A 21,431-nucleotide genomic window follows, 5' to 3' on the forward strand; every position below is an offset into this window, starting at 1 on the left:
GCTTAGTGGCTGTCGACCCAGACAAACTTGAGCACGAACAGCAGAGCCACCACCAGCACGCAGGGGTTGATCTCGCGCCAGCGGCCGGTGCCCGCCTTCATCACGCAGTAGGAGATGAAGCCCACGGCAATCCCCTCGGTGATGGAGAAGCTGAACGGCATCATGACGGCGGTCATGAAGGCCGGTACCGCTTCGGTCAGGTCTTCCCACTTAACCCGGGTCAGCTCGGAGCACATCAGCACACCCACATAGATGAGAGCCCCCGCCGCCGCATACGCCGGCACCATGGCAGCCACCGGAGAGAAGAAGATCGCCAGCAGGAACAGCAGGCCGACCACGATGGCGGTCAGACCGGTACGGCCGCCGACGGCGACGCCGGAGCTGCTCTCGATGAAGGCGGTGACCGAGGAGGTGCCCATGAAGGCGCCGCCGACGGAGCTGGCGCTATCCACCAGCAGGGCCTGCTTCATGCGCGGGAAGTGACCCTTGTCATCGGCCAGCTTGGCGCGGTTGGTGACGCCGATCAGGGTGCCGGAGGAGTCGAACAGGTTGACCAGCATAAAGGAGAAGATGATCCCGGCCAGGCTGATGTCGAGCGACCCCATCAGATCCAGCTGGCCGAACACCGGCTTTATGCTGGGAGGCATGGAGACGAAGCCCTTGAAGGTGACGTCGCCAAACAGCCAGCCCAGGGTGGTGGTCACCACGATGGCGATCAGCACGGCGGAGTGGACGCCGCGGGCAGAGAAGATGCAGATCAGGAAGAAGCCGAGCAGCCCCAGCAGGCAGGGCAGGGAGGTGAGGTTGCCCACTGTCACCATAGTCGCGGGGCTGGCCACCACTATGCCGGCGTTGTGCAGGCCGAGCAGGGCGATCAAGAGGCCGATGCCGGCGGTGATGCCGACCCGCAGGGTGAGCGGAATGTTGGCGATGAGCCAGTAGCGCACCCGCAGCAGGGTGAGGATCAGCAGACCCATGGCGCCCCAGAAGATGGTGCCCATGCCCACTTGCCAGGAGTAGCCCATGCCGGCCACCACCACGAAGGCGAAGAAGGCATTGAGACCCATGGCGGGAGCCAGCGCGATGGGCAGGTTGGCGAGCAGGCCCATCAGGATGCTGCCGATGCCGGCGATGAGGCAGGTGGTGACGAACACGGCCTGGGTGTCCATGCCGGCCGCAGAGAGGATCTGCGGGTTGACGAAGACGATGTAGACCATGGTCAGGAAGGTGGTGATGCCGGCGATCACTTCGGTGCGGGCGTTGGTGCCATGGCCCTTCAGGGCAAACAGACGCTCAAGCAATCCTTGCCCGGCGGCCTGTGCGGGGGCCTGGTGTGGTTGATTCATGTTGGATTCCAATAGGTGACGTGAAATAAGCAGCAGGAGAGGGGCATCCTCCATGGGGGAGTGACGCCCGCTTTCTGGTGGTTTAACAACCAGACTCGTCCTGATACCGTGACAGCGCGCACATTTTTACACAGGCGGCGCCGTTTACAAACCCCGGATCTGCGAGGCGGATCAATGAATAGAGCAAAAATTCAAACGTTTTCCCGGCCGAAAATAAAAAGGTTCTCGCTGGAGAACCTTTTGAGGGGCAGGGGTCGGGTCAGAGGGTCTTGAAGTAACGCTCCACCAGCTGGGCCAGCACGGAGTCGAGCTTGTCCTGCACCTCTCCCAGTTCCCGCCCCATGCGGCGCAGGAAGAGGCTAGCCTGCTCCTCGCTCAGCTTGCGGCCGTCGATGAAGAACTCCTGTTCCGGCAGCTGCTTGTCATAGCGGGGCAGCAGGGTCCAGTTCACCAGCTCCGGCTCCACGGCGGCGAAGATCCTGGCGGCGGCGGCACAGAAGGTCTCGATGTGCGCCTTGCCGTCCGGCCCGAGGCAGCCCGGTTCAACCCGGATCTGGATGGTCAGTTTCTTCTCTGTGGTGGGCTGGGTCGTCATCTTGCTACATCCATGCATAAAAGGTATCCGTCTTGGATTGTAAGCCATCGGGCACAAGAAAGGGGAGCCTGGGCTCCCCTTGTCGCATTTGCCGGTTTACTTGGCGATGCGCTTGTACTTGGCTCTGTGCGGCTGGACTGCCTCGGCGCCGTAGGTCTTCTTCTTCCACTCTTCGTATTCGGTGAAGTTGCCTTCGAAGAATTCGATCTTGCCCTCGTCCTGATAGTCCAGGATGTGGGTGGCGATGCGGTCGAGGAACCAGCGGTCGTGGGAGATGACCATGGCGCAGCCCGGGAACTCCAGCAGGGCGTTCTCGAGGGCGCGCAGGGTTTCGATGTCCAGATCGTTGGTCGGTTCATCCAGCAGCAGCACGTTGCCGCCGGTCTGCAGCAGCTTGGCCAGGTGCAGACGGCCGCGTTCACCGCCGGAGAGCTCGCCGACCCGCTTCTGCTGATCGGCGCCCTTGAAGTTGAAGCGGCCGATGTAGGCGCGGCTCGGGAACTCGTAGTTGCCGATACGCAGGATGTCCTGGCCGTCGGCGACTTCCTCGAACACCGTCTTCTTGTCGTCCATGCTGTCGCGGAACTGATCGACGGAGGCCAGCACCACGGTCTCACCCAGGGTGATGGCGCCGGAATCCGGCTGCTCCTGACCCGACATCATGCGGAACAGGGTCGACTTGCCGGCCCCGTTTGGACCGATGATGCCGACGATGGCCCCCTTCGGAATGGCAAACGACAGATCGTCGATCAGCACCCGGTCACCATAGGATTTGCGCAGGTTGGCCACTTCCACCACCTTGTCGCCGAGGCGCGGTCCGGGCGGAATGAACAGCTCGTTGGTCTCGTTGCGCTTCTGGTAGTCGTTGGTGTTGAGCTCTTCGAAGCGGGCCATACGGGCTTTGGATTTGGCCTGACGGCCTTTCGGGTTCTGGCGAACCCACTCCAGCTCCTTCTCGATGGACTTGCGACGAGCCGCTTCCGTGCTGGCTTCCTGCGCCAGACGGGCATCTTTTTGCTCCAGCCAGGAGGAGTAATTGCCCTCCCACGGGATACCTTCGCCGCGGTCCAGCTCCAGGATCCAGCCGGCCACGTTGTCGAGGAAGTAGCGGTCGTGGGTGATGGCCACGACGGTGCCCTCGTAGTCGTGCAGGAAGCGCTCCAACCAGGCCACGGACTCGGCGTCCAGGTGGTTGGTCGGTTCGTCCAAGAGCAGCATGTCCGGCTTTTCCAGCAGCAGGCGGCACAGTGCCACGCGGCGGCGCTCACCACCGGAGAGGTGCTTGATCTTGGCATCCCATGCCGGCAGGCGCAGGGCATCGGCCGCACGCTCCAGCTGGTTTTCCATGTTGTGGCCGCCCTGGGCCTGGATGATGGCTTCCAGCTCGCCCTGTTCGCGGGCCAGCTTGTCGAAATCCGCATCCGGGTCGGCGTAGGCCGCATAGACCTCGTCCAGCCGGGCCATGGCGCGTTTCACCTCGCCGACCGCCTCTTCGACCGCTTCGCGTACGGTCTGCTCCGGATCCAGCTTGGGCTCCTGCGGCAGGTAGCCGATCTTGATGCCGGGCTGCGGACGGGCTTCCCCTTCGATCTCGGTATCTAGCCCTGCCATGATGCGCAGCAGGGTCGATTTACCGGCGCCGTTCAGACCCAGCACGCCGATCTTGGCGCCCGGGAAGAAGGAGAGGGAGATGTTCTTGAGAATATGACGCTTGGGCGGCACTACCTTGCCGACCCTGTTCATGGTGTAAATAAATTGAGCCATTGGCTAATTCTCTTCCTTTTCAGCAGGTTAATGTCTTGGCACTAACAGACTGATGTCGTGGTGGGGCCAGGTCGGCGGGTCGCCAACCGGGTTCCAAAAAACCCGTCGATTGTAAACCAATGGGCGAGGGGGGGCAAAGGTGGTACCCGGCCGGCCATCCCCTTTGCCGGGGCCATCACAGCCTGCTGCAACGGGCCGCCAAACTTGGCATGATGAAGGCCCAGTTTGCCCCGGAGTTTGCATGACCAGCCTGCCCTCTGCCCCGCCTCTGGCGGCCACCCTCGCCGCCATGGGGTTGGCACCCGCCATCGGCGAGCCGCTTGCCTGCCACCTACCCCGTTTGACCTTGCAGCCGGGTCAGCCGCTGCTGGCCCAGGGGGAGATGCAGGAGTCGGCTTTCTACATCGAGCGGGGGATCGCCCGTGCCTGCCACTATGCCCGGGACGGGCAGGAGCGCTGCAAGGAGTTCTACTTCGAAGGGGAGCTCTGTCTGCTCTACGATAGCTGGCTCAGCGGGTCGCCTGCCCGCTACCAGCTGGAGGCCGTCACGGCGCTGCAGCTGGTGCGGGTGCCGCTCGCCCTGCTGGACGAGCCCGCCTGGCAACCGGTCTGCATGGCCCTGCTGCGCCAGCAGCTCTGCTACAAGGAGCGCAAGGAGGCCTTCTTGCTGCTCCACTCCCCCGAAGAGCGCTACCAGGAGCTCTGCCACACCTTCCCCCACTGGCCGGCGCGGCTCACCCAGGTGCAGCTCGCCAACTATATCGGTATCAGCCCGGTCACCCTGTCGCGGATCCGCCGGCGCATTAACACGGGTTAATGCCGCGCCGCGCCCATTCCCGCCATGCTGGGCCCCTCGAACAAGCCTGGAGTGGGGATGATGTCGCTGTTTTTGTGGTCACAACTGGTGGTGAGCCTGGCGCTGCTGCTGGATCTGCTGTCGTTTCAGCTGCGGGCGCGCCGGGCCATTCTGGCCTGTCTGGCGCTCTCCTGCACCCTCAATGGCGCCCATTTTGCGCTGTTGGGACAGTGGTCTGCCGCCCTGCTGCTCTGGCTGGCGAGTCTGCGCTTCGTGGTCAGCATGCTGGCCACTCACCGCCTCTTGATGTGGCTCTTTATGGGGTTGTCCTGCCTTGCGGTGCTCGCCACCTATCAGGGGCCGCTCGTCCTGCTGGGGTTGCTGGCCAGTCTGCTGCAGACCCGGGCTGCGTTTTGCCCGGATGATCGCCTGCTGCGGCGCTGGATGCTGCTGGGCACCCTCTGCTGGCTGGTCAACAATCTGCTGGTGGGATCGCCCGTGGCGGCGCTGATGGAGGGGCTTTTTCTGGTCAGCAATCTGGTGGGTTACTACCGCCACTATGGGCGCAGGGTGTTATCTGCCGGCTGAGGTCAGTCTGCCGAGAAAAAAGCGGGTAATGCCGCAGCATGGGTGTCGTAGGGCAAAGAGGCCGCCACAGTGGCGGCCTCTTTGGAGCTATCAGGCTTTGTTGAAGCCGTTGATGAGCGCCTTTGCGTAGTCGATGACGAACTGCTGGCAGTGAATGGCGGTTTGCGGATCGAACTCCTCGCCGTGCAGATCGGTGTTGGAGAGCACCCGGATACCCACGAAGGGCACCTTGTAGGCCTCCGCTACCAGGGCGGCGGAGGAGGTTTCCATCTCTTCTGCGGCGGTCTGGTAGGTCTGGTGCAGCCAGTTGATGCGGGCGACCTGGCGGTTCCACTCGTCGGCGGTGCCTATGATGCCGGGGACCACCCGACCGTGACGATAACCGTCGGCCATGCCGAGGGCGCGGCCGACCAGCTCGGGATCGCCGGCAAAGGAGGCGTGCTCCACCAGTTTGCCGTTGTCGCGCAGGCGCATGGTGACCTCGAAGTTGTGCCATTTGCTCGGATCGACGCCCTGCTCGGCGGGGGTCAGATCACTGCGATAAGCCCCCATGTTGAAGCTCCTGGTGCCGATGACGATGTCGCCCCGGTGCAGCGCCGGATCGTGGCCGCCCGCCGTGCCCTGGTTGATGACGAAGCGTGGCCGGAAGCGTTCCATGGCGAGGGTGGTGGCCGCGGCGGCATTGGCCAGTCCCACCTCGGTGCGGGAGACGACCACCGGATAACCCGAGAGGGTGCCCTGCCAGTAGGTCCAGGTGCCCACGGTCAGCTCCTGCTTCTCCTTGAGGGCGGCCACCAGGGTTTCGACTTCGACGTCCATTGCCCCCTGGATCAGGATGGGGGCGGGGGCCGGATTGGCCGCCACGACGGCGGAGGAGAAGAGGGCAAACAGGGTGAGCAGGCGCGAGCAGCGTTTGATGAAATTCATGGATTACCTGTAGAAGGTGCGAGAAAGCGCCGGATCCTATCGAAAGGCAAACGATTGCGCAAATGAGGGGGTGGTTTTGTCAATAGCAGGCCGGCAGGAAGTCGGGTTCAGGGCTGCTTGTGGCCGGCGAAGTAGAGCACCCGCCGTACATATTGCTGGGTCTCCTGATAGGGGGGGATGCCACCATACTGCTCCACCGATTTTTCGCCGGCGTTGTAGGCCGCCGACATCAGGGTCCAGTTGCCATCGAAATGGGTGTGCAGCCACTTGAGATAGGCCACACCCCCCTTGATGTTCTGCTCCGGATCGAAGGGGCGGGTCACCCCGAAGCGCTGCTGGGTCTCGGGAATGAGCTGCATCAGCCCCTGGGCATTCTTGGGGGAGACGGCGCGGCTGTCGAGGTTGGATTCGGCGATGGCGATGGCCAGTACCAGCCGCTCGTCGATGCGGTGGCGCTTGGCGGCGTGGCGTAGCATGTTGGCCAGCTTCTGTTTGGCGGGCGACTGGCGGGCCAGATAGGCCTCCAGATTGAAGGGGGTGGTGGGGATGGCGGCGAAGTAACCGCCGGATCCGCCGACGCCGCTGCCGCACTGATCCCCCATCACGGCATTGCCGACCCGGCTGTTGTAGTAACGGATGGCCTGCTGGTTGCCAAGACGGATCGCCATGGCCAGGTAGGCGTTGGCCATGCGGGGGTTGCGAACCGAGCCCGGGCCGGTGGCGAGCAGGCGGCCGATGCGAAAATACCCTTCCGGGTTACCCGTGGTGGCGGCGGCGCAGTAGAAGTGGATGGCCTGGGTCAGGTTGCCCTGACTCTGTGCCTGTTGCCCTTGCTTCAGTGCGCTGAGCGCCTTGGGTGCCTGTCTGAAATCCCTGCTTTGCGCCGCTGCCTGCACGTTACCGGCCAGCAACAGCGATAAAAAAAGCAGCAAAAACAGCCTGTTTTCGCTGAGGCTCGACATGGATTCTCTCCTGTTGGGGTACAGAAGATATAGGGGAACATGGCCCGTTCTGCCATTAATCCAGTGGATCCTGTTGTTATTGATCCGGGTATCCAGAGATCAAAACGATATGGAACCAATGACCGATGCAGTCCTAGCAGGGGCTGGCCGTGCATCCAGGTGGTCGGTGGCGATAAAGAGGTGGCTAAATCAGTTGTCCCTGGCCCCTCAGACGTCGAGGTGATAGGGCTGCGCGTCCGGCTCGGCGGCGGGCAGCTGGCGATACATCAGGCGAATTTCGCTCGCCACCCAGAGCGAGAGCAGGCCGAGCAGGCTCAGCAGCGGCGCCAGGGTATGGCTCTGTTGCAGTCCGTAGGCAGACAGGGCGGCGCCCAGCAACAGCAGAATACGGATCATGAGGTGACTCCTTCTCATCATGGTGAGGGGGCGGATGCGTGCCCGTGTGGCACCAAGTGCGGCCAGTATACCCCAGCCGGTGCCCGGCAAACCGCCATCCGCCTCACATCCCCATCCTAAGGGGGGAGGTGGTGCGGCACCATTCCATTAACTCATCAAACAATTTTCAGCCGGCCGTAGCAGGGCGCACCCAGTGTCCGGTCGGGATGGCTACTCCAGCTCAGCGGGTTGGTAGTAGTCGAGATACCAGTGCACGAACGCGGCGACCCCTTCCTCGATGGAGGTGGCGGGGCGCAGGCCGGTGAGGGTGTGAAGGGGCTCGCTGTCGGCCCAGGTGGCGTGCATGTCGCCCGCCTGCATCGGCAGCATCCGCTTGATGGCGGGCTTGTCCAGCGCCTGTTCCAGCGCCTCGATGAAGTCGAGTAGCCGCACCGGCTGGCCATGACCGATGTTGAGGATGCGGTAGGGGGCGGCGCTCTCGGCCGGGCTCTGTTCGCCGGCGTGCCAGTGAGGGTTGGGGCGGGGTGGCAGCTCGGCGACGGCGAGGATCCCCTCGACGATGTCGTCGATGAAGGTGAAGTCGCGGCTGAGATCGCCCTGGTTGTAGACGTCGATGGGCTCGCCCGCCAGGATGGAGCGGGTGAACCTGGCGATGGCCATGTCGGGCCGGCCCCAGGGGCCGTAGACGGTGAAGAAGCGCAGCCCTGTGGTGGGCAGGCCGTAGAGCGCCGAGTAGGCGTGGGCCATCAGCTCGCCGCTCTTCTTGGTGGCGGCATAGAGGGAGACCGGGTGGTCCACCTGCTGATCGGCACTGAACGGCAGCTGTTCACCCATGCCGTAAACCGAGCTGGAGGAGGCGTAGATCAGATGCCGGATGTCGTGCTGGCGGCACCCCTCCAGCACCGTCAGCATGCCGGTGAGGTTGCTCTCGCTGTAGGCAAAGGGGTTTTCCAGCGAGTGGCGCACCCCCGCCTGGGCACCCAGGTGGATCACCCGCTCGAACTGTCCCTCGGCAAACAGGGCGGCCATGCCGGCCCGGTCCGCCAGCTCGCCCTCTACGAAGCGAAAGTGGGGGAAGGGGGTCAGCATCGCCAGGCGAGCCTCTTTGAGGCTCACCTCGTAGTAGTCGTTGAGGTTGTCCAGCCCCACCACCTGATGACCCGCCTCGCACAGCCGTCTGGCGACGTGAAAACCGATAAAACCGGCGGCGCCGGTGACCAGATACTTCATGGCTGGGGTCCTGTGCAGATCATGGGGCTCCTGATGGTGGTGCTGGAATTGGGGCTGCGCGCGTTGTAGCAGAACCGGCGCGTCTGTGCCATGGCAAACCGCCCTTTTCGTCAAGGTGGGGGCGGCTCAGGCGCGGCATGCTGCATCTTGGTGCAGCGGCTGTCAATGGAGAATGACAGGCACCAAAACGGGGCGTTGGCGGCGACTATTGTGATCATGGTCGCAAAAAATAGACTGGATCCCATAACGAAGCCCTGTGGACAGGGCTCGCGCCCGCCCTGTGGGCAACAGACACTCTTTTACTTCGCTATTGGATACCGGTTATGGACAACACCCCTGTCTCGGCGCAGTCCGCTCGTACTGCGCACCCCCTCTATGAAGACATCATCGCCCTGCTGACCGCCGCCGGCTTCGTCTCCCTCGGCATCTTTCTGTTTCATCAGGTGGGCCTGCTCACCGGCGGTACCGCCGGGCTGGCACTGCTGCTGCAGCAGGTGACCGGGCTGAGCTTCGGCCTGCTGTTCTTCGGCATGAATCTGCCCTTCTATGCCCTGGCCTGGCTCAGGATGGGGCCGCGCTTCACCCTCAACACCTTCGTCTCGGTGGCGACCGTCTCCTTTATGACGGATCACCTCAATGCCGTGCTGCAGATAGGCAAGATTGAGCCGGTCTACGCGGCGCTCATCGGTGGCACCCTGATCGGCATGGGGCTGCTCATCATGTTTCGCCACAAATCGAGCCTGGGCGGCTTCAACATCCTGGCGCTGTTTATCCAGGATCGCTTCGGCATCCGCGCCGGCAAGCTGCAAATGGGGCTGGATTGCACCATCGTCATCGCCTCCTTCTTCGTGGTGCAGCCCTGGATCCTGGCCCTCTCCGTGGTGGCGGCCATCATCTGTAACCTGGTGTTGACACTCAACCACAAGCCGGGTCGCTATCAGTTGGCGTGAGGCCTCTGTGAGCCGGGTGGAAAAAGGGTGTGCAGCCGATGATCGGGCAGCGGTGAGGAGAGGCCCCAGTGCACCCTGTGCCGCAGCAGATTGCCCTGGGCTTCCAGCCGGGTCAGGATCTGGTTGAAGGCTGCCAGCTGCGCCTCGCTCATGCGTTGGCGGTTGAAGGCGATGTAGTAGTTCGCCTCGTGACTCTTCTGCCATAGCCTGATCTTCGAGGCGCCACTGAGGTTGAGTCGATAGAGGGCCACATCCAGGTTGGAGAAGTAGAGGTTGTAGCGCCCCTGTCGTTCTATCTTGAGCAGATTCGCATAATCATCGTTGACGTTGAGTTCCAGCTGCATCGGGGGGATCCCCTGCTGGTGCAGGGTGTCGTCCAGCTGGCGCAGCAAGGTCTCGCTGAAGGAGCCTCTGGTCACCCCGATCCGTGCGTGACCAAGGCGAGCCAGAGTCAGCGGCGCGTCAATTTCGTCGACGTGGGCAAAGATGCCCCAGCTCGCCTTGCACAGCGGTACCGAGTAGCTCAGGGTCTTTGCCCTGGCATCGCTCCAGGCGAGCGGAAACATGCCGTCCACTTCCCCCAGATCCAGCTCTTTTCTGGCCCGCAGATTGGGGCGCAGCGTGATCTGGCACCCCTCAGGCCAGTAGCTGCACGCCTCTTTCACCATGTCCACCATGGCGCCGGTCGGCTGGTTGTCACTGCCCATGAAGCTGTAGGGAGCAAACTCCTGGACGACCAGACGCAGGGGGGCGGCAACGCAGAGAGGGGAGAGGAGCCAGAGCAACAGCAGACGAGCAGGCATGGGGCAAGCATCCGTGATTGACACCCTTGCAGTATGAGCGAGAAATCGCCCTACAGGACGACGGTATACATCCCCTGCGGGTCTGTGATCACCCGGGCCGGGTAGTCGTAGAGCCGGTCGATGAGATCAGGCGTCAGCACCTCGCGCGGGGTGCCGTCGGCCATCACTCTGCCCTGCTCCAGCATCACCAGACGGTCGGCGTAACGGGCCGCCAGATTGAGGTCGTGCAACACCACCAGCACGGCGGTATGGCGGGCGGCGAGGGCGCGGGCCATGGTGAGCAGCTGGTGTTGGTACTTGAGATCGAGCGCCGAGGTGGGTTCGTCCAGCAGCAGCAGGCGCGCTTGTTGCGGTTCCTCCGGGGCCTGCCAGATCTGGGCCAGCACCCGGGCGAACTGCACCCGCTGGCGTTCCCCGCCGGAGAGGCCGGGATAGAGGCGGCCGGCCAGATGATCCACCCCGGCATGGGTCATGGCGGCCCGCACTATCTCGTCGCGCCGGCTGGCCGGCTCGCTGTGGGGCAGTCGGCCCATGGCCACCACCTCTTCGCACAGGAAGGGGAAATTCAGGGACGAGCTCTGCGGCAACACGCCGACACGGTGGGCCAGCTCGTTGCCGGCCCACTCCCGCCGCTCCCGGCCAAACAGATCTATCTCCCCCTCATGTTCCAGCTCGCCGGTGAGGCACTTGAGCAGCGAGCTCTTGCCGGCGCCGTTGGGGCCGAGCAGGGCGGTGAGGCTGCCCGCCTGCAGGCTGAGGTCGAGCCTGTCCAGGATGGGACGGCCGTCCCGGCTGAGGCTGAGCTGGCGACAGTGCAGCAGGGTCGATGAAGCTGACAAGATGAGTCCTCCGGTTAAAGGGTGCGGCGGCCCTTGACCAGCAGCCAGATGAAGAAGGGGGCGCCCAGCAGGGCGGTGATGATGCCGACCGGCATCTCGGCCGGCGCCAGCAGGGTGCGGGCCAGCATGTCGGCGCCCAGCAGCAGGGCGGCCCCGAGCAGGGCGGAAAGCGGCAGCAGCCGGACATGGTTGGGGCCAGCCAGCAGCCGCACCAGGTGCGGCACCACCAGACCGACGAAACCTATCATGCCGGCCACTGCCACCGCCACGCCGACCCCGGCGGCGGTGAGCAGGATCAGCCGCCGCTTGAGGGACTGTACCTGAATGCCGAGGTGGCGGGCCTCCCCTTCACCCAGCAGCAGGGCGTTGAGGGGGTTGGCATCGCGCATGAACAGGATGAGCAGGGCAACCAGGGTCAGCAGCGCCAGCGCCACGTCCACCGGCTTGCCCGCCGCCAGCGACCCCATCTGCCACAGGCTCAGGTTGCGCAGCATCTGATCGTCGGCGAGATAGGTGAGCAGGCCGATCACGGCGCCGGACAGGGCAGTGACGGCCACCCCGGCCAGCAGCATGACGGTGACCGAGGTGCCGCCTTCCCGGGTGCCGAGCAGATAGACCAGGGTGGTGGTCAGCGCGCCGCCGAGGAAGGCGAGCAGGGGCAGCAGGCCGATGCCGAGCAGGCTCTGCCACTGCTGGCTGAGGGGGGCCAGCAGCACGATGGCCAGCGCCGCGCCGAGCGCCGCCCCGCCGGAGACCCCGATGATGCCGGGGTCGGCCAGGGGGTTGCGAAACAGCCCCTGCATCACGGCGCCGCAGAGGCCGAGAATCCCCCCTACGGCGATGCAGAGCAGGGTGCGTGGCAGGCGGATCTCCTGCACGATCAGCAACTTGTGGGCCTCAATCCCGCTCCCTTGGCCGGCGAACAGGGCGCGCAGGCTCTCGCCAAAGGAGAGGGCCATGGGACCGGTGGCCAAGGATCCGACCAGCAGCAGCGCCAGTGCGCCGCCGGTGAGGCACAGCAGCCAGGGCAGTGGCAGACGCATCATGAACCCAGCTTGATCCACTTGGCGATCTGGCTGGCCTGCTGCAGCGAGGTGAGGCTGAGCCCCCCTTGCAGGGCGTGACCATCGATGGCATGGATGGCCCTGTTCTTGCCGGCCGGGGTGGCGGAAAGGGCGGGCACCTGGCTCAGCACGGTTTCAGGATCCTGATACTGCTGCCAGTCGCGGCCGCTCACCAGCACCAGATCGGGCTGCAGTTCGATCAGGGATTCGGTGGAGACGGGCTTGTAGCCTTGCAGCTGGGCCACCGGGTTGATGCCACCGGCCAGGGTGAGCAGGGCGCTGGCGGTGGTGTTGCCGCCGGCGATGCTGGTGGGCTGGCCCTTGTGCAACAGCAGGAAGATCACCTTGAGCTGCTTGTTCTGCTTGTTCTGCTTGTTCTGCTTGGCCTGAGCGGCCAGCAGCTCGCTCTGGGTCTGGATTTCGGCCTTCAGACGGGTGCCGGCGGCCGGGTCCTTGAGCAGGGTGGCCAGGGTATCGATACGCTGGTTGAGGTTGGCGAGGGTGGGGGCGGTAGGCAGCACGTCCACCTCGACCCCTGCCCGGCGCAGCTGCTCCAGGGCGGGTGGTGGCCCCATCTCGTCGCTGCCGACCAGCCGGGTCGGCGCCAGGCTCAGGATCCCTTCGGCGGCGAGGGCGCGGTGATAGCCGACCCGCGGCAGGTTCTTCGGCTCCGGGCTGCTGATGTCGGTGGCAATGAGGCTCTGCTCGCCCCCGAGTGCCAGAATGAGTTCAGTGGTGGCCGGGCCTATGCTGACGATACGCTCCTGCGCCAGAGCGGGCAGGGACAGGGCTGAGCAGCCGAGCAGGCTGAGTGCGAGGGCAAAACGACGGCCCATGCTAACCTCCGAAGGGTGAATGAAGTGGGATTGTCGCCGAGAATATCAAGCCGTCGAAAAAAATGCACTGAGAATGAAAGCGATTATCAATTGCATTGGTTTGGGGCCTTCATTACAGTATCCGCCATGACAGAACAGGGATGCCGCAGGCATCCCAAGGGAGAACCGATGAGCATTGCACAACGCATTCATGGGCTGCTGGCACAAGATCCCGGCGCTCACCCGTCCACCATCGCCGCCGAGCTGGCCGTCAGCGAATGGGAGGTGGTGCGCCACCTGCCGGCCGAGCTGGTTACCCTGGTGCCCGCCGAGCAGGCAGAAGCCCTGCTGGCGGATCTGGCCGACTGGGGCCAGGTGACCACCATCGTCGAGTCCGACGGCTCCATCTTCGAGGTGAAGGCCCCCTTCCCCCGCGGCAAGAGCGCCCGTGGCTACTACAACCTGATGGGGCGTGACGGCGAGATGCACGGCCACCTCAAGCTCGACAACGTGGTCGGTATTGCCCTAGTCAGCAAGCTGTTCATGGGCAAGGAGGGGCACTCCTTCCAGTTCTTCGGCCACAGCGGTCGCTGCATTTTCAAGGTCTATCTGGGGCGTGACGAGCAGCGTCAGCTGCTGCCGGCCCAGGTGGAACGCTTCATGGCCCTGCGCCACCAGTATCAAGAGGAAGTCAAAGCATGAGTGAACGTCAGGAGCGTCTGCAGAACCGCCTGCAACCGGAGATCCGCGAGTTTCGCGACGGTTGCCGCACCCTGCAGCTGGCGACGGTGGACAGTGAAGGCAACCCCAATGCCAGCTATGCCCCCTTCGTGCTGCAGGAAGATGGCTACTATGTGCTCATCTCCGAGATCGCCCGCCACGCCCGCAACCTGCAACAGGTGCCCAAGGTGTCGCTGATGCTGATCGAGGACGAGAACGGGGCCCGCGAACTGTTTGCCCGCAAGCGCCTCACCTTCGATGCGCTGGCCGAAGTGGTGGCCCGCGACGACGTGCGCTGGGAGAAGGCCGTGGCGGCGCTGGAAGGGCGCTTTGGCGAGATAGTCAAAGGGCTCTCCAATCTCAAGGACTTCGTGCTGTTTCGTCTCAAGCCCGAGCAGGGGCTGTTCGTCAAGGGCTTCGGCCAGGCGTTCCGGGTCTCCGGTGACGAGCTGGTGGACTTCGTCCATCTGGTGGAAGGGCACAAGCGCATCGACAATGGCGCCGAGCTGACCAGCCCGGCCGACGCGCCGGTCTGATCCGCGCGGATCGCCAGGATGAAAAAACGGGCAGCCCTGGGGCTGCCCGTTTTTTTATGGACGGTTTTCCCTCAATCCTGCCAGGAGGCCTTGTTGGGAAAGGCGTCGCGGTCGGCCCGGGTGGCGGTCTCGTTGCATTCACCCCGGATCTTCCAGGAAGTCTGGCTGAGCACTATGTAGCCTTCGCGGCAGTATTTGCGCTCGGTCAGTGCCTGGGTGAGCTGGGCATCCTGCAGTGCTTCGCGCCGCTCCAGCAGGCTCTTGTTCCTGCTCAGCCTGCTGCCGTCATCGTTCTGGAGGCGGGTGGGCAGGGTATCGAGCGGGGCGGCCTCGAAGGTGAAGCGCTTGCTTCCCTCCTCGTTGATGTGGGTCCTGAACAGAGGGGCCGGGCCATCCGGCTGGCGCCCCGGCAAGCCGGAGCAGGCGGTGATTGCCGGTAACAGCAGCGTGAAGGCAACGGCAGAGAGTAGACGCACACAAGACTCCAATCGGGTGATCGCTTCAAAGCGGGCAGATTAACATGCCGGCTCGGGTTGGGTGGCGCCGAGCAGCTCATCCGTCGTGAGCAGGGTCACGCTTCTGCCTTTTGGCAGGCTGAGGTGACGCCACATCCAGTGATGGTGCTCGATGATCTGCTCCGCGCTCAGGTGGGGCCGGTCCGCCGTGGTGTGGGCGTCGGTCACCGCCACCACCTCGAAACCGCGGGCGGCGGCGCTGCGCAGGGTAGTGTCGACGCAAAAATCGGTGGCACAGCCGCAGACGAGCAGCCTGTCCACCGGCTGCTCCGCCAGCAGGAAACCGAGCTCGGTGTCGAGAAAGCTGTCGCAGGCGGTCTTGCGTACCCGGCTGTCATGCCCCTCTGGGGCGAGATCGGCGTGCAGCTGCCAGCCCGGACTGGCGGGATCCACTTCGGAACCGGGGGCATCGTGCTGCACATAGATGACACGACCCTGTTCTGCCCGCACGCGCTCGGCCAATCGATTGATATTGGCGATGACCTGGGCGTCCTGATGGCGAGGCTGAGTGAACAGCCCCTGTTGCATGTCGATGACCAGTAACACATCCATATGAAATCCTTGGGCAATTGTTTGTCAGGGTGGCAGCCACTGGGCTCCTCAGACGCAAGGTCAGGGTTGCAGCCACTGGCTGCAGTCACGACTGCGGGATTGATGCAGTGCGCCCATATCTTGCTTCATTTCATCGGCATTTAGCCAGCGTTCCGGCAGGGGGGCTATGCCGACCCGCACGTCGGCCACCCGGCCGGCTGCCGCCGCTTGCTCCTTGCCCGCTTGCGGCGTCGTCAGCTCAGGCACGATCAGCGCCACCTTGAGGGCCGGGTTGCGACTGGCGATGCGGCTGGCCAGCCCCAGTCCCCCCTCCACGTGGAAGTTGCCGGCGATGTGCATGATGCGCCGGCCCGGGTGGATGCGCAGGTAATCCACCATGCTCTCGGCCATGGTGTCGTCCCAGCTGGTCTGGGCGGCAAAGCGGCGGGCGTTGCCGTCGGCATCCCCATGATGGAGCGAGGCCATGAATTTCTGGCGATAGGGGTCATCGCCGAGGGTGAGGGTGCGGGCCAGCTGGCTGCGGCGGCTGGCGGGCAGCTGATCCAGCCAGGCCGGCCCCTCCTGGCCGACACAGCTCACCAGCGGTTTGGGGGCATTGGCGGCGATGATCGGCAGGTGGTGCGCCTTGGCGAACTCCACCAGCGGGCGATAGTCGCTCGGGTAGTTGGGCCAGGCGTTGCCGTCGCGAATGAGGGCCGCCTCGCCGATGCGACCGGCCAGGTAGGCATCCAGCACCGGCTGATCGGCGCGGCTGAACTGCTCCATGGAGAGCACCAGGGGGCGGCCGTCTGCCTGCGCCGTGTCGGCCAGGCCCGCCAGCATTCTGGCCTGCAGCAGGTGCACCGCCGGGTGGGTGTGCAGCTCGCCCACCAGCACTATGTCGGCATCCGCCACCCGGGTCAGGGCCTGCTCCAGGGTCAGCGCATCCCCCTGGGTGGCCTTGAGCTGATAGTGATAGAGGGTGCCGGCATCGTTGACGGGGGCCGTCGTGGCACAGGCGGCCAGCAGCAGGGGCAGGGTGAGCAGGGGCAGAAGTCGGGTCATGGGTGTCTCGCAGCGATGAGGTGCCTGCACCATACAATGGCAGCATGGCGGGCGGGAAAACAGAGGGGAGTAGTGTAGAACCTAATTATGACAAAAGAAAATGAGAATGATTCCGTTTATTATTGATCTTTGTTGAGAGGTGAGTAATATGCCCGCTGTTTGATAACAGTTCTCAATAAGGATTTGCAGTGGCCCATAACAACACCCTATCGCTGGTCGCCCTTGCCGTGGCGGCCGGCCTCGCTTCCCCGGTTTTTGCGGCGGACAAGAAAGCAGATGACGTCATGGTGGTCAGTGGCTCCCGGATGGAGCAGAAACTGGAAGATGTCTCCGGTCCCATCTCGGTCATTACCGCCGAACAGATTGAAGAGCAGGTGGTGAGCAACGTCGCCGACCTGTTCCGTTACGAGCCGGGCGTCACCGCCCTCGGCGGCGCCGGCGATGCCCAGACCTTCATCATTCGCGGTATGGGCGAGAACCGGGTCAAGATAGTGCGCGACGGCGTGCGCGAGAACGACGCCTACAAGAACGGCGGCGTGGGCCAGAGCTATTTCGACACCGACATGATCAAGCAGGTCGAGGTGGTCAAGGGGCCGGCCTCGGCCGCCTACGGCTCCGATGCGCTGGGCGGCGTCATCGCCATCACCACCAAGGATGCAGCGGATTTCCTCAAGGGGCGCGACAGTTATCTGGACGCCACCTCCGGCTATGCCTCCAGCAGCCACCAGAAGATGGCGGGCTTTACCGGTGCCCTGCGTACCGGCGAGCTGGAAAACCTGCTGCGCTACACCTGGCGTGACGGCGGGGTGACCCAGAACTACGACAGCGACAAGAACGAGTTCGACATCGTCAGCCAGGCGCTGCTGTTCAAGAGCCAGTGGAACCTGAGCGATAGCCAGTTCCTCAAGCTGACCGTCGACTACTTCACCGAGGGTCAGGACCCCGACGCGGTCGACCTCACCAAGGCGGGCTCTGTCTTCAACCAGCCAATCACCGACAAGGATACCGACAACCTGTCGCTGGTGCTGGATCACGGCATCGCCCTGCAGGCACCCTGGGTCGATCGCATCGACAGCAAGCTCTACTACGCCCGCACCAAGCAGACCATGGATCAGTACGCCTCCTCCAAATACCCGGTGCGGCCGACCAACCCCTATGTGACCAAGAACTCGCTGGATCACAACGGTTTCGAGCAGAAGAGCCTGGGCGCCCAGGTGAAGTTCAGCAAGGCGCTGGATAGCCAGCGACTGGCCTGGGGCCTGGAGTATGAGCACACCGACAACGAGCGGACCCGCTTCAAGGCGCCGACCGTGGCGGGGGATTTTGAAGGCTACAGCGAGCTGAGCTTCCCCTCCACCACCACAGAGCACGGCGCCCTGTGGGCGTTCGACGAGCTGAAGTTCGGCGAGCGCTGGGTGCTGACGCCGGGGGCCCGCTATGACTACTACCGGATGAACCCGGATCAGGATCCCGCCTACACGGGCGAGAACCTCAAACGCTTCTCCGAAGGGGAGTTCTCGCCCAAGCTGGGGCTGGTATTCAAGGCGCACGAGGCGGCCAACCTGTTCGCCCAGTACAGCCACGGCTACAAGACCCCCATGTATGACAACGCCTTCTCCACCCTGAACCATCAGGCGTACGGCTATCGCATCGAGCCCAACACCAACCTCAAACCCGAGAGCAGCGACGGCATCGATCTGGGGGTGCGCGGCAGCGCCGGCGGTTTCAGCTATGAAGTGGCCACCTTCTACAACAAGTTCGACGACTTCATCGAGCTGGGCCAGGTGAGCACCGAAGGGCGCACCGCCGTCTACCAGTACCAGAACCTGGACAAGGCCACCACCAAGGGGACCGAGGCCAAGGCGGACTACTGGCTGAACGATCTGGTCAACGTCTGGGGCAACCTTTCCTACATCGAGGGCAAGGATGGCGACGGCAACTACATCAACAGCCTGAGCCCGCTCAAGGGGACCCTGGGGGTACGACTGGAGCAGGCCAACTGGAACATCAACACCGCCCTGCGCTTTGCCGACGACATGAGCAAGGTGGGCAAGGATGCCAAGGGCAACGACAACATCAAGAGCGCGGGCTGGGGCGTGGTGGACATCTACGCCCAGTTCAAGCCGGTGCAGGATCTGCAGTTCAACGTGGGCGTCTTCAACCTGTTTGACAAGGAGTACGTCAACTACGAGAGCATCACGGGGCAGAGCGCCAGTGCCAGCACCAGCAACAAGACCGAGCCGGGCCGCAACCTGAGTGCACGGGTCAAGTACGTGTTCTGATGAATACCCATCACGACAAGGGGCCTGCGGGCCCCTTTTTCATGGCGCAAGCGAACGGCCAAAAAGAAACCCGCCGGTGGCGGGTGGAAGGATTGCAACACTAACCAGGAGGAGGTGTTACTCGATAGACACCGGTCTTGCGCCAATAGTTCAATTTTATTGATGTTTTTCACTATTATCTGCGCGGCTTCCCGCCCGGGATCGCAGGATCCCCACCGGCAAATCGGTTATCATTTGTGCCCCATCTTCCCCCTTGCCGAGGATCTATGCCCGCCTTCTCCTGGTTAGCCCTGTTTTTTGGTGCTTTCTACTTCGTCTATGGTGCCTATCTGCCGTTCTGGTCGCTCTGGCTGGAGGGGATCGGGGTGAGCGCCGAGATGATAGGCCTGCTGCTCGGTGCCGGCATGGCGATCCGCTTTGCCGGCAACCTGATGGTGATGGGGCAGATCAAGGGGGCGGGGCACCTGCTGCCGGTCACCCGCCTGCTCTGCCTGCTCAGTCTGCTGGCCTTCCTCGGCTTTTATCTCAGCCACAATCTCTGGTGGCTGGTGGGACTGACCCTGGTGGCGAACTTCATCTACCCGACCCTGATGCCGGTAGGGGAGGCGCTGGCCACCCGCATGGTAGTGCAGGCGCACCTCGACTACGGCAAGGTGCGCCTGTGCGGCTCCTTTGCCTTCATCGTCGCCTCGACCCTGGTGGGGGCCCTGGTGGGGAATTTTGGCAGCGAGTGGGTGCTGCACACCATGGTGGCCGGGCTGCTGTTGATGCTGCTGCTCAGCTGGCTGCCGCTGCACCCGGCGCCGCGGGACATTCAGGGCGAGCGGGCCAAGGCCTCCCTGCTCGATACCCTCAAGTCTCCCCAGGTGCGCCGCTTCCTGCTGATCTCGGCCCTGCTGCAGGGCAGTCACGCCGCCTACTACGGCTTCAGCGCCATTCACTGGAAGGCGGCGGGCTACAGCGGCACCACCATCGGCTATCTGTGGGCGCTGGGGGTGGTGGCGGAGATCGGCATGTTCGCCGCCGACAAGCGCTTCCTCAACCGCTTCGGCGCCCAGACTCTGTTTCTGGTGGGGGCGCTGGGCTGCGTGGTGCGCTGGATCCTGCTTGGAGCCTCCACCGAGATCCTGGTGCTGGTGGCGGGCCAGCTGCTGCATGCGGTTACCTTCTGCGTCAGCCACCTCGGCGCCGTGCGCTTCATGACCCGCCAGCTGCCGGCCGAGCAGCTGATCCCGACCCAGGCGCTCTATGCGGCGCTGGGGCTCGGCATGACGGTGGCCGCCCTGATGACCCTGTGCGGTCTGCTCTACGAACCGCTGGGAGGCAGCATCTTCTTCCTGATGGTGCTGGTGGTACTGCCGGTGTTCGTGCTGCGCCTGCGCCCAGCTGCGCCGTCTGGGCAGGGGCATGTCCCGGTCTGATACCGACCCGTCTGAATCATCACGCAGCAAAAGGGAGAGCCATGGCTCTCCCTTTTTCGTTGCGGCGTGCGGCGTTACCGCGCTTCGCCAAGATAGTGGCGGCTCAGGCGGCGCCAGGTATCCGAGCCTATGGTGCCAGCAAGCAGCTCATTGGATGCGGTATCAAAGCGACCATCCGGCAGCCAGCCCAGCTGGGGCAGCAGCCGGGCGAGGGTGGCGTCATTGTGCTGCAGCTCCCTGTCCAGGGTTTCCCAGAAGGCGCTCCCCTTGACGTAAAAGAGCGGGTAGTAGGAGCGATCTCCTGCCATCACCTCGCGGGCTGCCCGATAGAGGCCGCTCTCGCCATGGGGCAACTGCTTGCCCCGTTCGGCCAGCTCGTTGACCGCCGTGACCTGATGCAGCCGAAAGCGGCGCAGCGCCTTGATGGCAAGGTACTCGGCAAGGCTCTCGTTGACCCAGGTGGGCTGTGGCGCGGTGCTGAGGATGTGCACCGCCTCGTGGGCGGAGGTGCGCAGCAGACGCAGTGGCGCCTGTGGCGTCGGCTTGCCATCCCTGGTGGGGTAGTTGGCGACAAACACCTGATCCCCGGCGGCGCCGCCGAGGGAGCGGGTCGCCACATCCCGCCCCAGCCACACCAGCCGCCACGGGTGAGTGGGCGGGGTGACATCGAGCTGGAAGGCCAGATAGTCGATGATCTCATTCATTTGTTGCTGCAGGGCCGGCAGATCGAGCCGATTGGCCGTCTCGTCATGGCTGAGCAGCAGCCTGGGATCCCGTTCGGTGACGGGCACTGTGGCCAGACCAAATGGCAGGATCAGCGGCGGCTGGTTGAGGTCCGGCAGCGGCTGGCAACTGCCATCCGGCAGACAGACTTCCCCTTGGCGACTCCCTTGCTGGCGCACCAGATTGCCCCATTCGGTCAATAGCCACCGATTGGGGGCAAACAGCAGCGATGCCTGGGCCGAGGCATCGGCCCCCAGGGCTGGCGCCGGAGTGAGGGTTACCTGCCAGCCGACCTCTTGGCAGGAGAAGGGCTGGTTGAGGGCCACCGGCTGGCTGTCTGCAAGACAGACCAGCTTGGGTGAAACCGGCGCGGTGCTGCCCGGCAACTGACGAGGGGGGAGCAGGGTAAAAGGGGGATTGCCCTGCATCGTGAGGCGTACCTGCAACTCATTGGCACGGCTGCCCTGCTCAATGTGGTAGCGGGGGCCGCTGGTGTCATCGGCGGCGCAGGCCCACAGCGGCAGCAACCACAGGGCACACAGGGTGAGATGGCGACTCATAGG

At 64.0% G+C, this 21,431-nt stretch carries 22 protein-coding genes; 7 read left to right on the plus strand and 15 right to left on the minus strand.

The window, feature by feature from the left end:
- Positions 1 to 2: 2 nt before the first annotated feature.
- The 3 genes from PG897_RS13655 to ettA form a co-directional block, all read right to left on the minus strand.
- Complete coding sequence (locus PG897_RS13655) at positions 3 to 1,346, minus strand: NCS2 family permease (RefSeq protein WP_201881794.1); 1,344 nt, start codon at positions 1,344 to 1,346, stop codon at positions 3 to 5.
- Positions 1,347 to 1,605: 259 nt separating this feature from the next.
- Positions 1,606 to 1,941, minus strand: coding sequence for a hypothetical protein (locus tag PG897_RS13660; protein WP_010634932.1), 336 nt, complete (start codon positions 1,939 to 1,941; stop codon positions 1,606 to 1,608).
- A gap of 96 nt (positions 1,942 to 2,037) precedes the next feature.
- Positions 2,038 to 3,705 (minus strand): energy-dependent translational throttle protein EttA, encoded by a 1,668-nt coding sequence (gene ettA, locus PG897_RS13665; RefSeq protein ID WP_005304135.1) that lies wholly within the window; start codon positions 3,703 to 3,705, stop codon positions 2,038 to 2,040.
- Between the two features lie 241 nt (positions 3,706 to 3,946).
- Here ettA and PG897_RS13670 point away from each other — a divergent pair, with 241 nt between their 5' ends.
- Complete coding sequence (locus PG897_RS13670) at positions 3,947 to 4,522, plus strand: Crp/Fnr family transcriptional regulator (RefSeq protein WP_201881796.1); 576 nt, start codon at positions 3,947 to 3,949, stop codon at positions 4,520 to 4,522.
- A gap of 57 nt (positions 4,523 to 4,579) precedes the next feature.
- Entirely contained in the window at positions 4,580 to 5,089 is a 510-nt protein-coding gene (locus PG897_RS13675; protein ID WP_201881798.1) for a YgjV family protein, read from the plus strand.
- A gap of 90 nt (positions 5,090 to 5,179) precedes the next feature.
- Here the strand turns inward: PG897_RS13675 and PG897_RS13680 are convergent, their stop codons facing one another.
- From PG897_RS13680 to PG897_RS13695, 4 genes are all read right to left on the minus strand, one after another.
- Complete coding sequence (locus tag PG897_RS13680; protein ID WP_201881799.1) at positions 5,180 to 6,016, minus strand: phosphorylase family protein; 837 nt, start codon at positions 6,014 to 6,016, stop codon at positions 5,180 to 5,182.
- Between the two features lie 107 nt (positions 6,017 to 6,123).
- Positions 6,124 to 6,978 (minus strand): lytic transglycosylase domain-containing protein, encoded by an 855-nt coding sequence (locus PG897_RS13685; protein WP_005304122.1) that lies wholly within the window; start codon positions 6,976 to 6,978, stop codon positions 6,124 to 6,126.
- A 207-nt stretch (positions 6,979 to 7,185) separates the two neighbouring features.
- Positions 7,186 to 7,374, minus strand: a complete 189-nt coding sequence (locus tag PG897_RS13690; protein ID WP_201881800.1) for a hypothetical protein — start codon at positions 7,372 to 7,374, stop codon at positions 7,186 to 7,188.
- 210 nt (positions 7,375 to 7,584) lie between these two features.
- A complete protein-coding gene (locus tag PG897_RS13695; protein ID WP_124249262.1) occupies positions 7,585 to 8,604 on the minus strand; it encodes an NAD-dependent epimerase in 1,020 nt (339 codons plus the stop codon).
- A gap of 323 nt (positions 8,605 to 8,927) precedes the next feature.
- On the opposite strand from PG897_RS13695, the gene PG897_RS13700 reads away from it, so the two are divergent.
- A complete protein-coding gene (locus PG897_RS13700; protein WP_005304112.1) occupies positions 8,928 to 9,554 on the plus strand; it encodes a YitT family protein in 627 nt (208 codons plus the stop codon).
- Here PG897_RS13700 and PG897_RS13705 read toward each other — a convergent pair.
- Genes PG897_RS13705 through PG897_RS13720 form a run of 4 tightly spaced genes read right to left on the minus strand, consistent with a single transcriptional unit; the run spans position 9,542 to position 13,096 of the window.
- The gene (locus PG897_RS13705) at positions 9,542 to 10,357 is read right to left on the minus strand and encodes a substrate-binding periplasmic protein (RefSeq protein ID WP_017763877.1); all 816 of its coding nucleotides are present in this window, start codon (positions 10,355 to 10,357) and stop codon (positions 9,542 to 9,544) included. The two genes, PG897_RS13700 and PG897_RS13705, sit on opposite strands and share 13 nt — an antisense overlap.
- Positions 10,358 to 10,407: 50 nt before the next feature.
- Entirely contained in the window at positions 10,408 to 11,196 is a 789-nt protein-coding gene (locus PG897_RS13710; RefSeq protein WP_017779146.1) for a heme ABC transporter ATP-binding protein, read from the minus strand.
- Positions 11,197 to 11,210: 14 nt separating this feature from the next.
- Positions 11,211 to 12,242 carry a FecCD family ABC transporter permease gene (locus tag PG897_RS13715; RefSeq protein WP_185450407.1) on the minus strand — a complete coding sequence of 344 codons (1,032 nt, stop codon included), beginning with the start codon at positions 12,240 to 12,242 and terminating at the stop codon, positions 11,211 to 11,213.
- Entirely contained in the window at positions 12,239 to 13,096 is an 858-nt protein-coding gene (locus tag PG897_RS13720; protein ID WP_201881801.1) for a heme/hemin ABC transporter substrate-binding protein, read from the minus strand. The genes PG897_RS13715 and PG897_RS13720 overlap by 4 nt, the downstream gene beginning before the upstream one ends.
- Before the next feature lie 168 nt (positions 13,097 to 13,264).
- Here PG897_RS13720 and hutX point away from each other — a divergent pair, with 168 nt between their 5' ends.
- Together hutX and hutZ are read left to right on the plus strand one after the other, a co-directional pair.
- Entirely contained in the window at positions 13,265 to 13,777 is a 513-nt protein-coding gene (gene hutX, locus PG897_RS13725) for a heme utilization cystosolic carrier protein HutX (RefSeq protein WP_005304096.1), read from the plus strand.
- A complete protein-coding gene (gene hutZ / locus PG897_RS13730; protein ID WP_005304092.1) occupies positions 13,774 to 14,331 on the plus strand; it encodes a heme utilization protein HutZ in 558 nt (185 codons plus the stop codon). The genes hutX and hutZ overlap by 4 nt, the downstream gene beginning before the upstream one ends.
- 71 nt (positions 14,332 to 14,402) lie before the next feature.
- Here hutZ and PG897_RS13735 read toward each other — a convergent pair whose 3' ends face one another.
- The 3 genes from PG897_RS13735 to PG897_RS13745 are packed head-to-tail and all read right to left on the minus strand — an operon-like array spanning position 14,403 to position 16,442.
- Entirely contained in the window at positions 14,403 to 14,807 is a 405-nt protein-coding gene (locus PG897_RS13735; protein WP_017779150.1) for a hypothetical protein, read from the minus strand.
- 39 nt (positions 14,808 to 14,846) lie between these two features.
- Positions 14,847 to 15,398: a cysteine hydrolase family protein gene (locus PG897_RS13740; RefSeq protein ID WP_017784347.1), complete on the minus strand. Its 552-nt coding sequence runs from the start codon at positions 15,396 to 15,398 to the stop codon at positions 14,847 to 14,849.
- Positions 15,399 to 15,458: 60 nt separating this feature from the next.
- Positions 15,459 to 16,442 (minus strand): ChaN family lipoprotein, encoded by a 984-nt coding sequence (locus tag PG897_RS13745; RefSeq protein WP_024942298.1) that lies wholly within the window; start codon positions 16,440 to 16,442, stop codon positions 15,459 to 15,461.
- 188 nt (positions 16,443 to 16,630) lie between these two features.
- Between PG897_RS13745 and PG897_RS13750 the strand changes: the two genes are divergently transcribed.
- Together PG897_RS13750 and PG897_RS13755 are read left to right on the plus strand one after the other, a co-directional pair.
- Positions 16,631 to 18,724 carry a TonB-dependent hemoglobin/transferrin/lactoferrin family receptor gene (locus PG897_RS13750; RefSeq protein WP_270829115.1) on the plus strand — a complete coding sequence of 698 codons (2,094 nt, stop codon included), beginning with the start codon at positions 16,631 to 16,633 and terminating at the stop codon, positions 18,722 to 18,724.
- A gap of 266 nt (positions 18,725 to 18,990) precedes the next feature.
- Complete coding sequence (locus PG897_RS13755; protein ID WP_010634915.1) at positions 18,991 to 20,145, plus strand: 3-phenylpropionate MFS transporter; 1,155 nt, start codon at positions 18,991 to 18,993, stop codon at positions 20,143 to 20,145.
- 74 nt (positions 20,146 to 20,219) lie between these two features.
- Here PG897_RS13755 and PG897_RS13760 read toward each other — a convergent pair whose 3' ends face one another.
- Complete coding sequence (locus tag PG897_RS13760) at positions 20,220 to 21,428, minus strand: hypothetical protein (protein WP_065018675.1); 1,209 nt, start codon at positions 21,426 to 21,428, stop codon at positions 20,220 to 20,222.
- Between the last annotated feature and the right edge of the window lie 3 nt (positions 21,429 to 21,431).

Origin of the sequence: Aeromonas sp. QDB20 (assembly GCF_027707805.1) — a bacterium.
GTDB lineage: Bacteria > Pseudomonadota > Gammaproteobacteria > Enterobacterales > Aeromonadaceae > Aeromonas > Aeromonas dhakensis.

Excerpts from the sequence above, each read along its gene's own strand:
- PG897_RS13745 (WP_024942298.1), bottom strand. The coding sequence starts at position 16,442 with ATGACCCGACTTCTGCCCCTGCTCACCCTGCCCCTGCTGCTGGCCGCC.
- hutX (WP_005304096.1), top strand. The coding sequence starts at position 13,265 with ATGAGCATTGCACAACGCATTCATGGGCTGCTGGCACAAGATCCCGGC.
- PG897_RS13675 (WP_201881798.1), top strand. The coding sequence starts at position 4,580 with ATGATGTCGCTGTTTTTGTGGTCACAACTGGTGGTGAGCCTGGCGCTG.
- PG897_RS13700 (WP_005304112.1), top strand. The coding sequence starts at position 8,928 with ATGGACAACACCCCTGTCTCGGCGCAGTCCGCTCGTACTGCGCACCCC.
- PG897_RS13740 (WP_017784347.1), bottom strand. The coding sequence starts at position 15,398 with ATGGATGTGTTACTGGTCATCGACATGCAACAGGGGCTGTTCACTCAG.
- PG897_RS13690 (WP_201881800.1), bottom strand. The coding sequence starts at position 7,374 with ATGATCCGTATTCTGCTGTTGCTGGGCGCCGCCCTGTCTGCCTACGGA.
- PG897_RS13670 (WP_201881796.1), top strand. The coding sequence starts at position 3,947 with ATGACCAGCCTGCCCTCTGCCCCGCCTCTGGCGGCCACCCTCGCCGCC.
- PG897_RS13695 (WP_124249262.1), bottom strand. The coding sequence starts at position 8,604 with ATGAAGTATCTGGTCACCGGCGCCGCCGGTTTTATCGGTTTTCACGTC.
- PG897_RS13760 (WP_065018675.1), bottom strand. The coding sequence starts at position 21,428 with ATGAGTCGCCATCTCACCCTGTGTGCCCTGTGGTTGCTGCCGCTGTGG.
- PG897_RS13685 (WP_005304122.1), bottom strand. The coding sequence starts at position 6,978 with ATGTCGAGCCTCAGCGAAAACAGGCTGTTTTTGCTGCTTTTTTTATCG.
- ettA (WP_005304135.1), bottom strand. The coding sequence starts at position 3,705 with ATGGCTCAATTTATTTACACCATGAACAGGGTCGGCAAGGTAGTGCCG.
- PG897_RS13755 (WP_010634915.1), top strand. The coding sequence starts at position 18,991 with ATGCCCGCCTTCTCCTGGTTAGCCCTGTTTTTTGGTGCTTTCTACTTC.
- PG897_RS13680 (WP_201881799.1), bottom strand. The coding sequence starts at position 6,016 with ATGAATTTCATCAAACGCTGCTCGCGCCTGCTCACCCTGTTTGCCCTC.
- PG897_RS13715 (WP_185450407.1), bottom strand. The coding sequence starts at position 12,242 with ATGATGCGTCTGCCACTGCCCTGGCTGCTGTGCCTCACCGGCGGCGCA.
- PG897_RS13720 (WP_201881801.1), bottom strand. The coding sequence starts at position 13,096 with ATGGGCCGTCGTTTTGCCCTCGCACTCAGCCTGCTCGGCTGCTCAGCC.
- hutZ (WP_005304092.1), top strand. The coding sequence starts at position 13,774 with ATGAGTGAACGTCAGGAGCGTCTGCAGAACCGCCTGCAACCGGAGATC.
- PG897_RS13660 (WP_010634932.1), bottom strand. The coding sequence starts at position 1,941 with ATGACGACCCAGCCCACCACAGAGAAGAAACTGACCATCCAGATCCGG.
- PG897_RS13705 (WP_017763877.1), bottom strand. The coding sequence starts at position 10,357 with ATGCCTGCTCGTCTGCTGTTGCTCTGGCTCCTCTCCCCTCTCTGCGTT.
- PG897_RS13655 (WP_201881794.1), bottom strand. The coding sequence starts at position 1,346 with ATGAATCAACCACACCAGGCCCCCGCACAGGCCGCCGGGCAAGGATTG.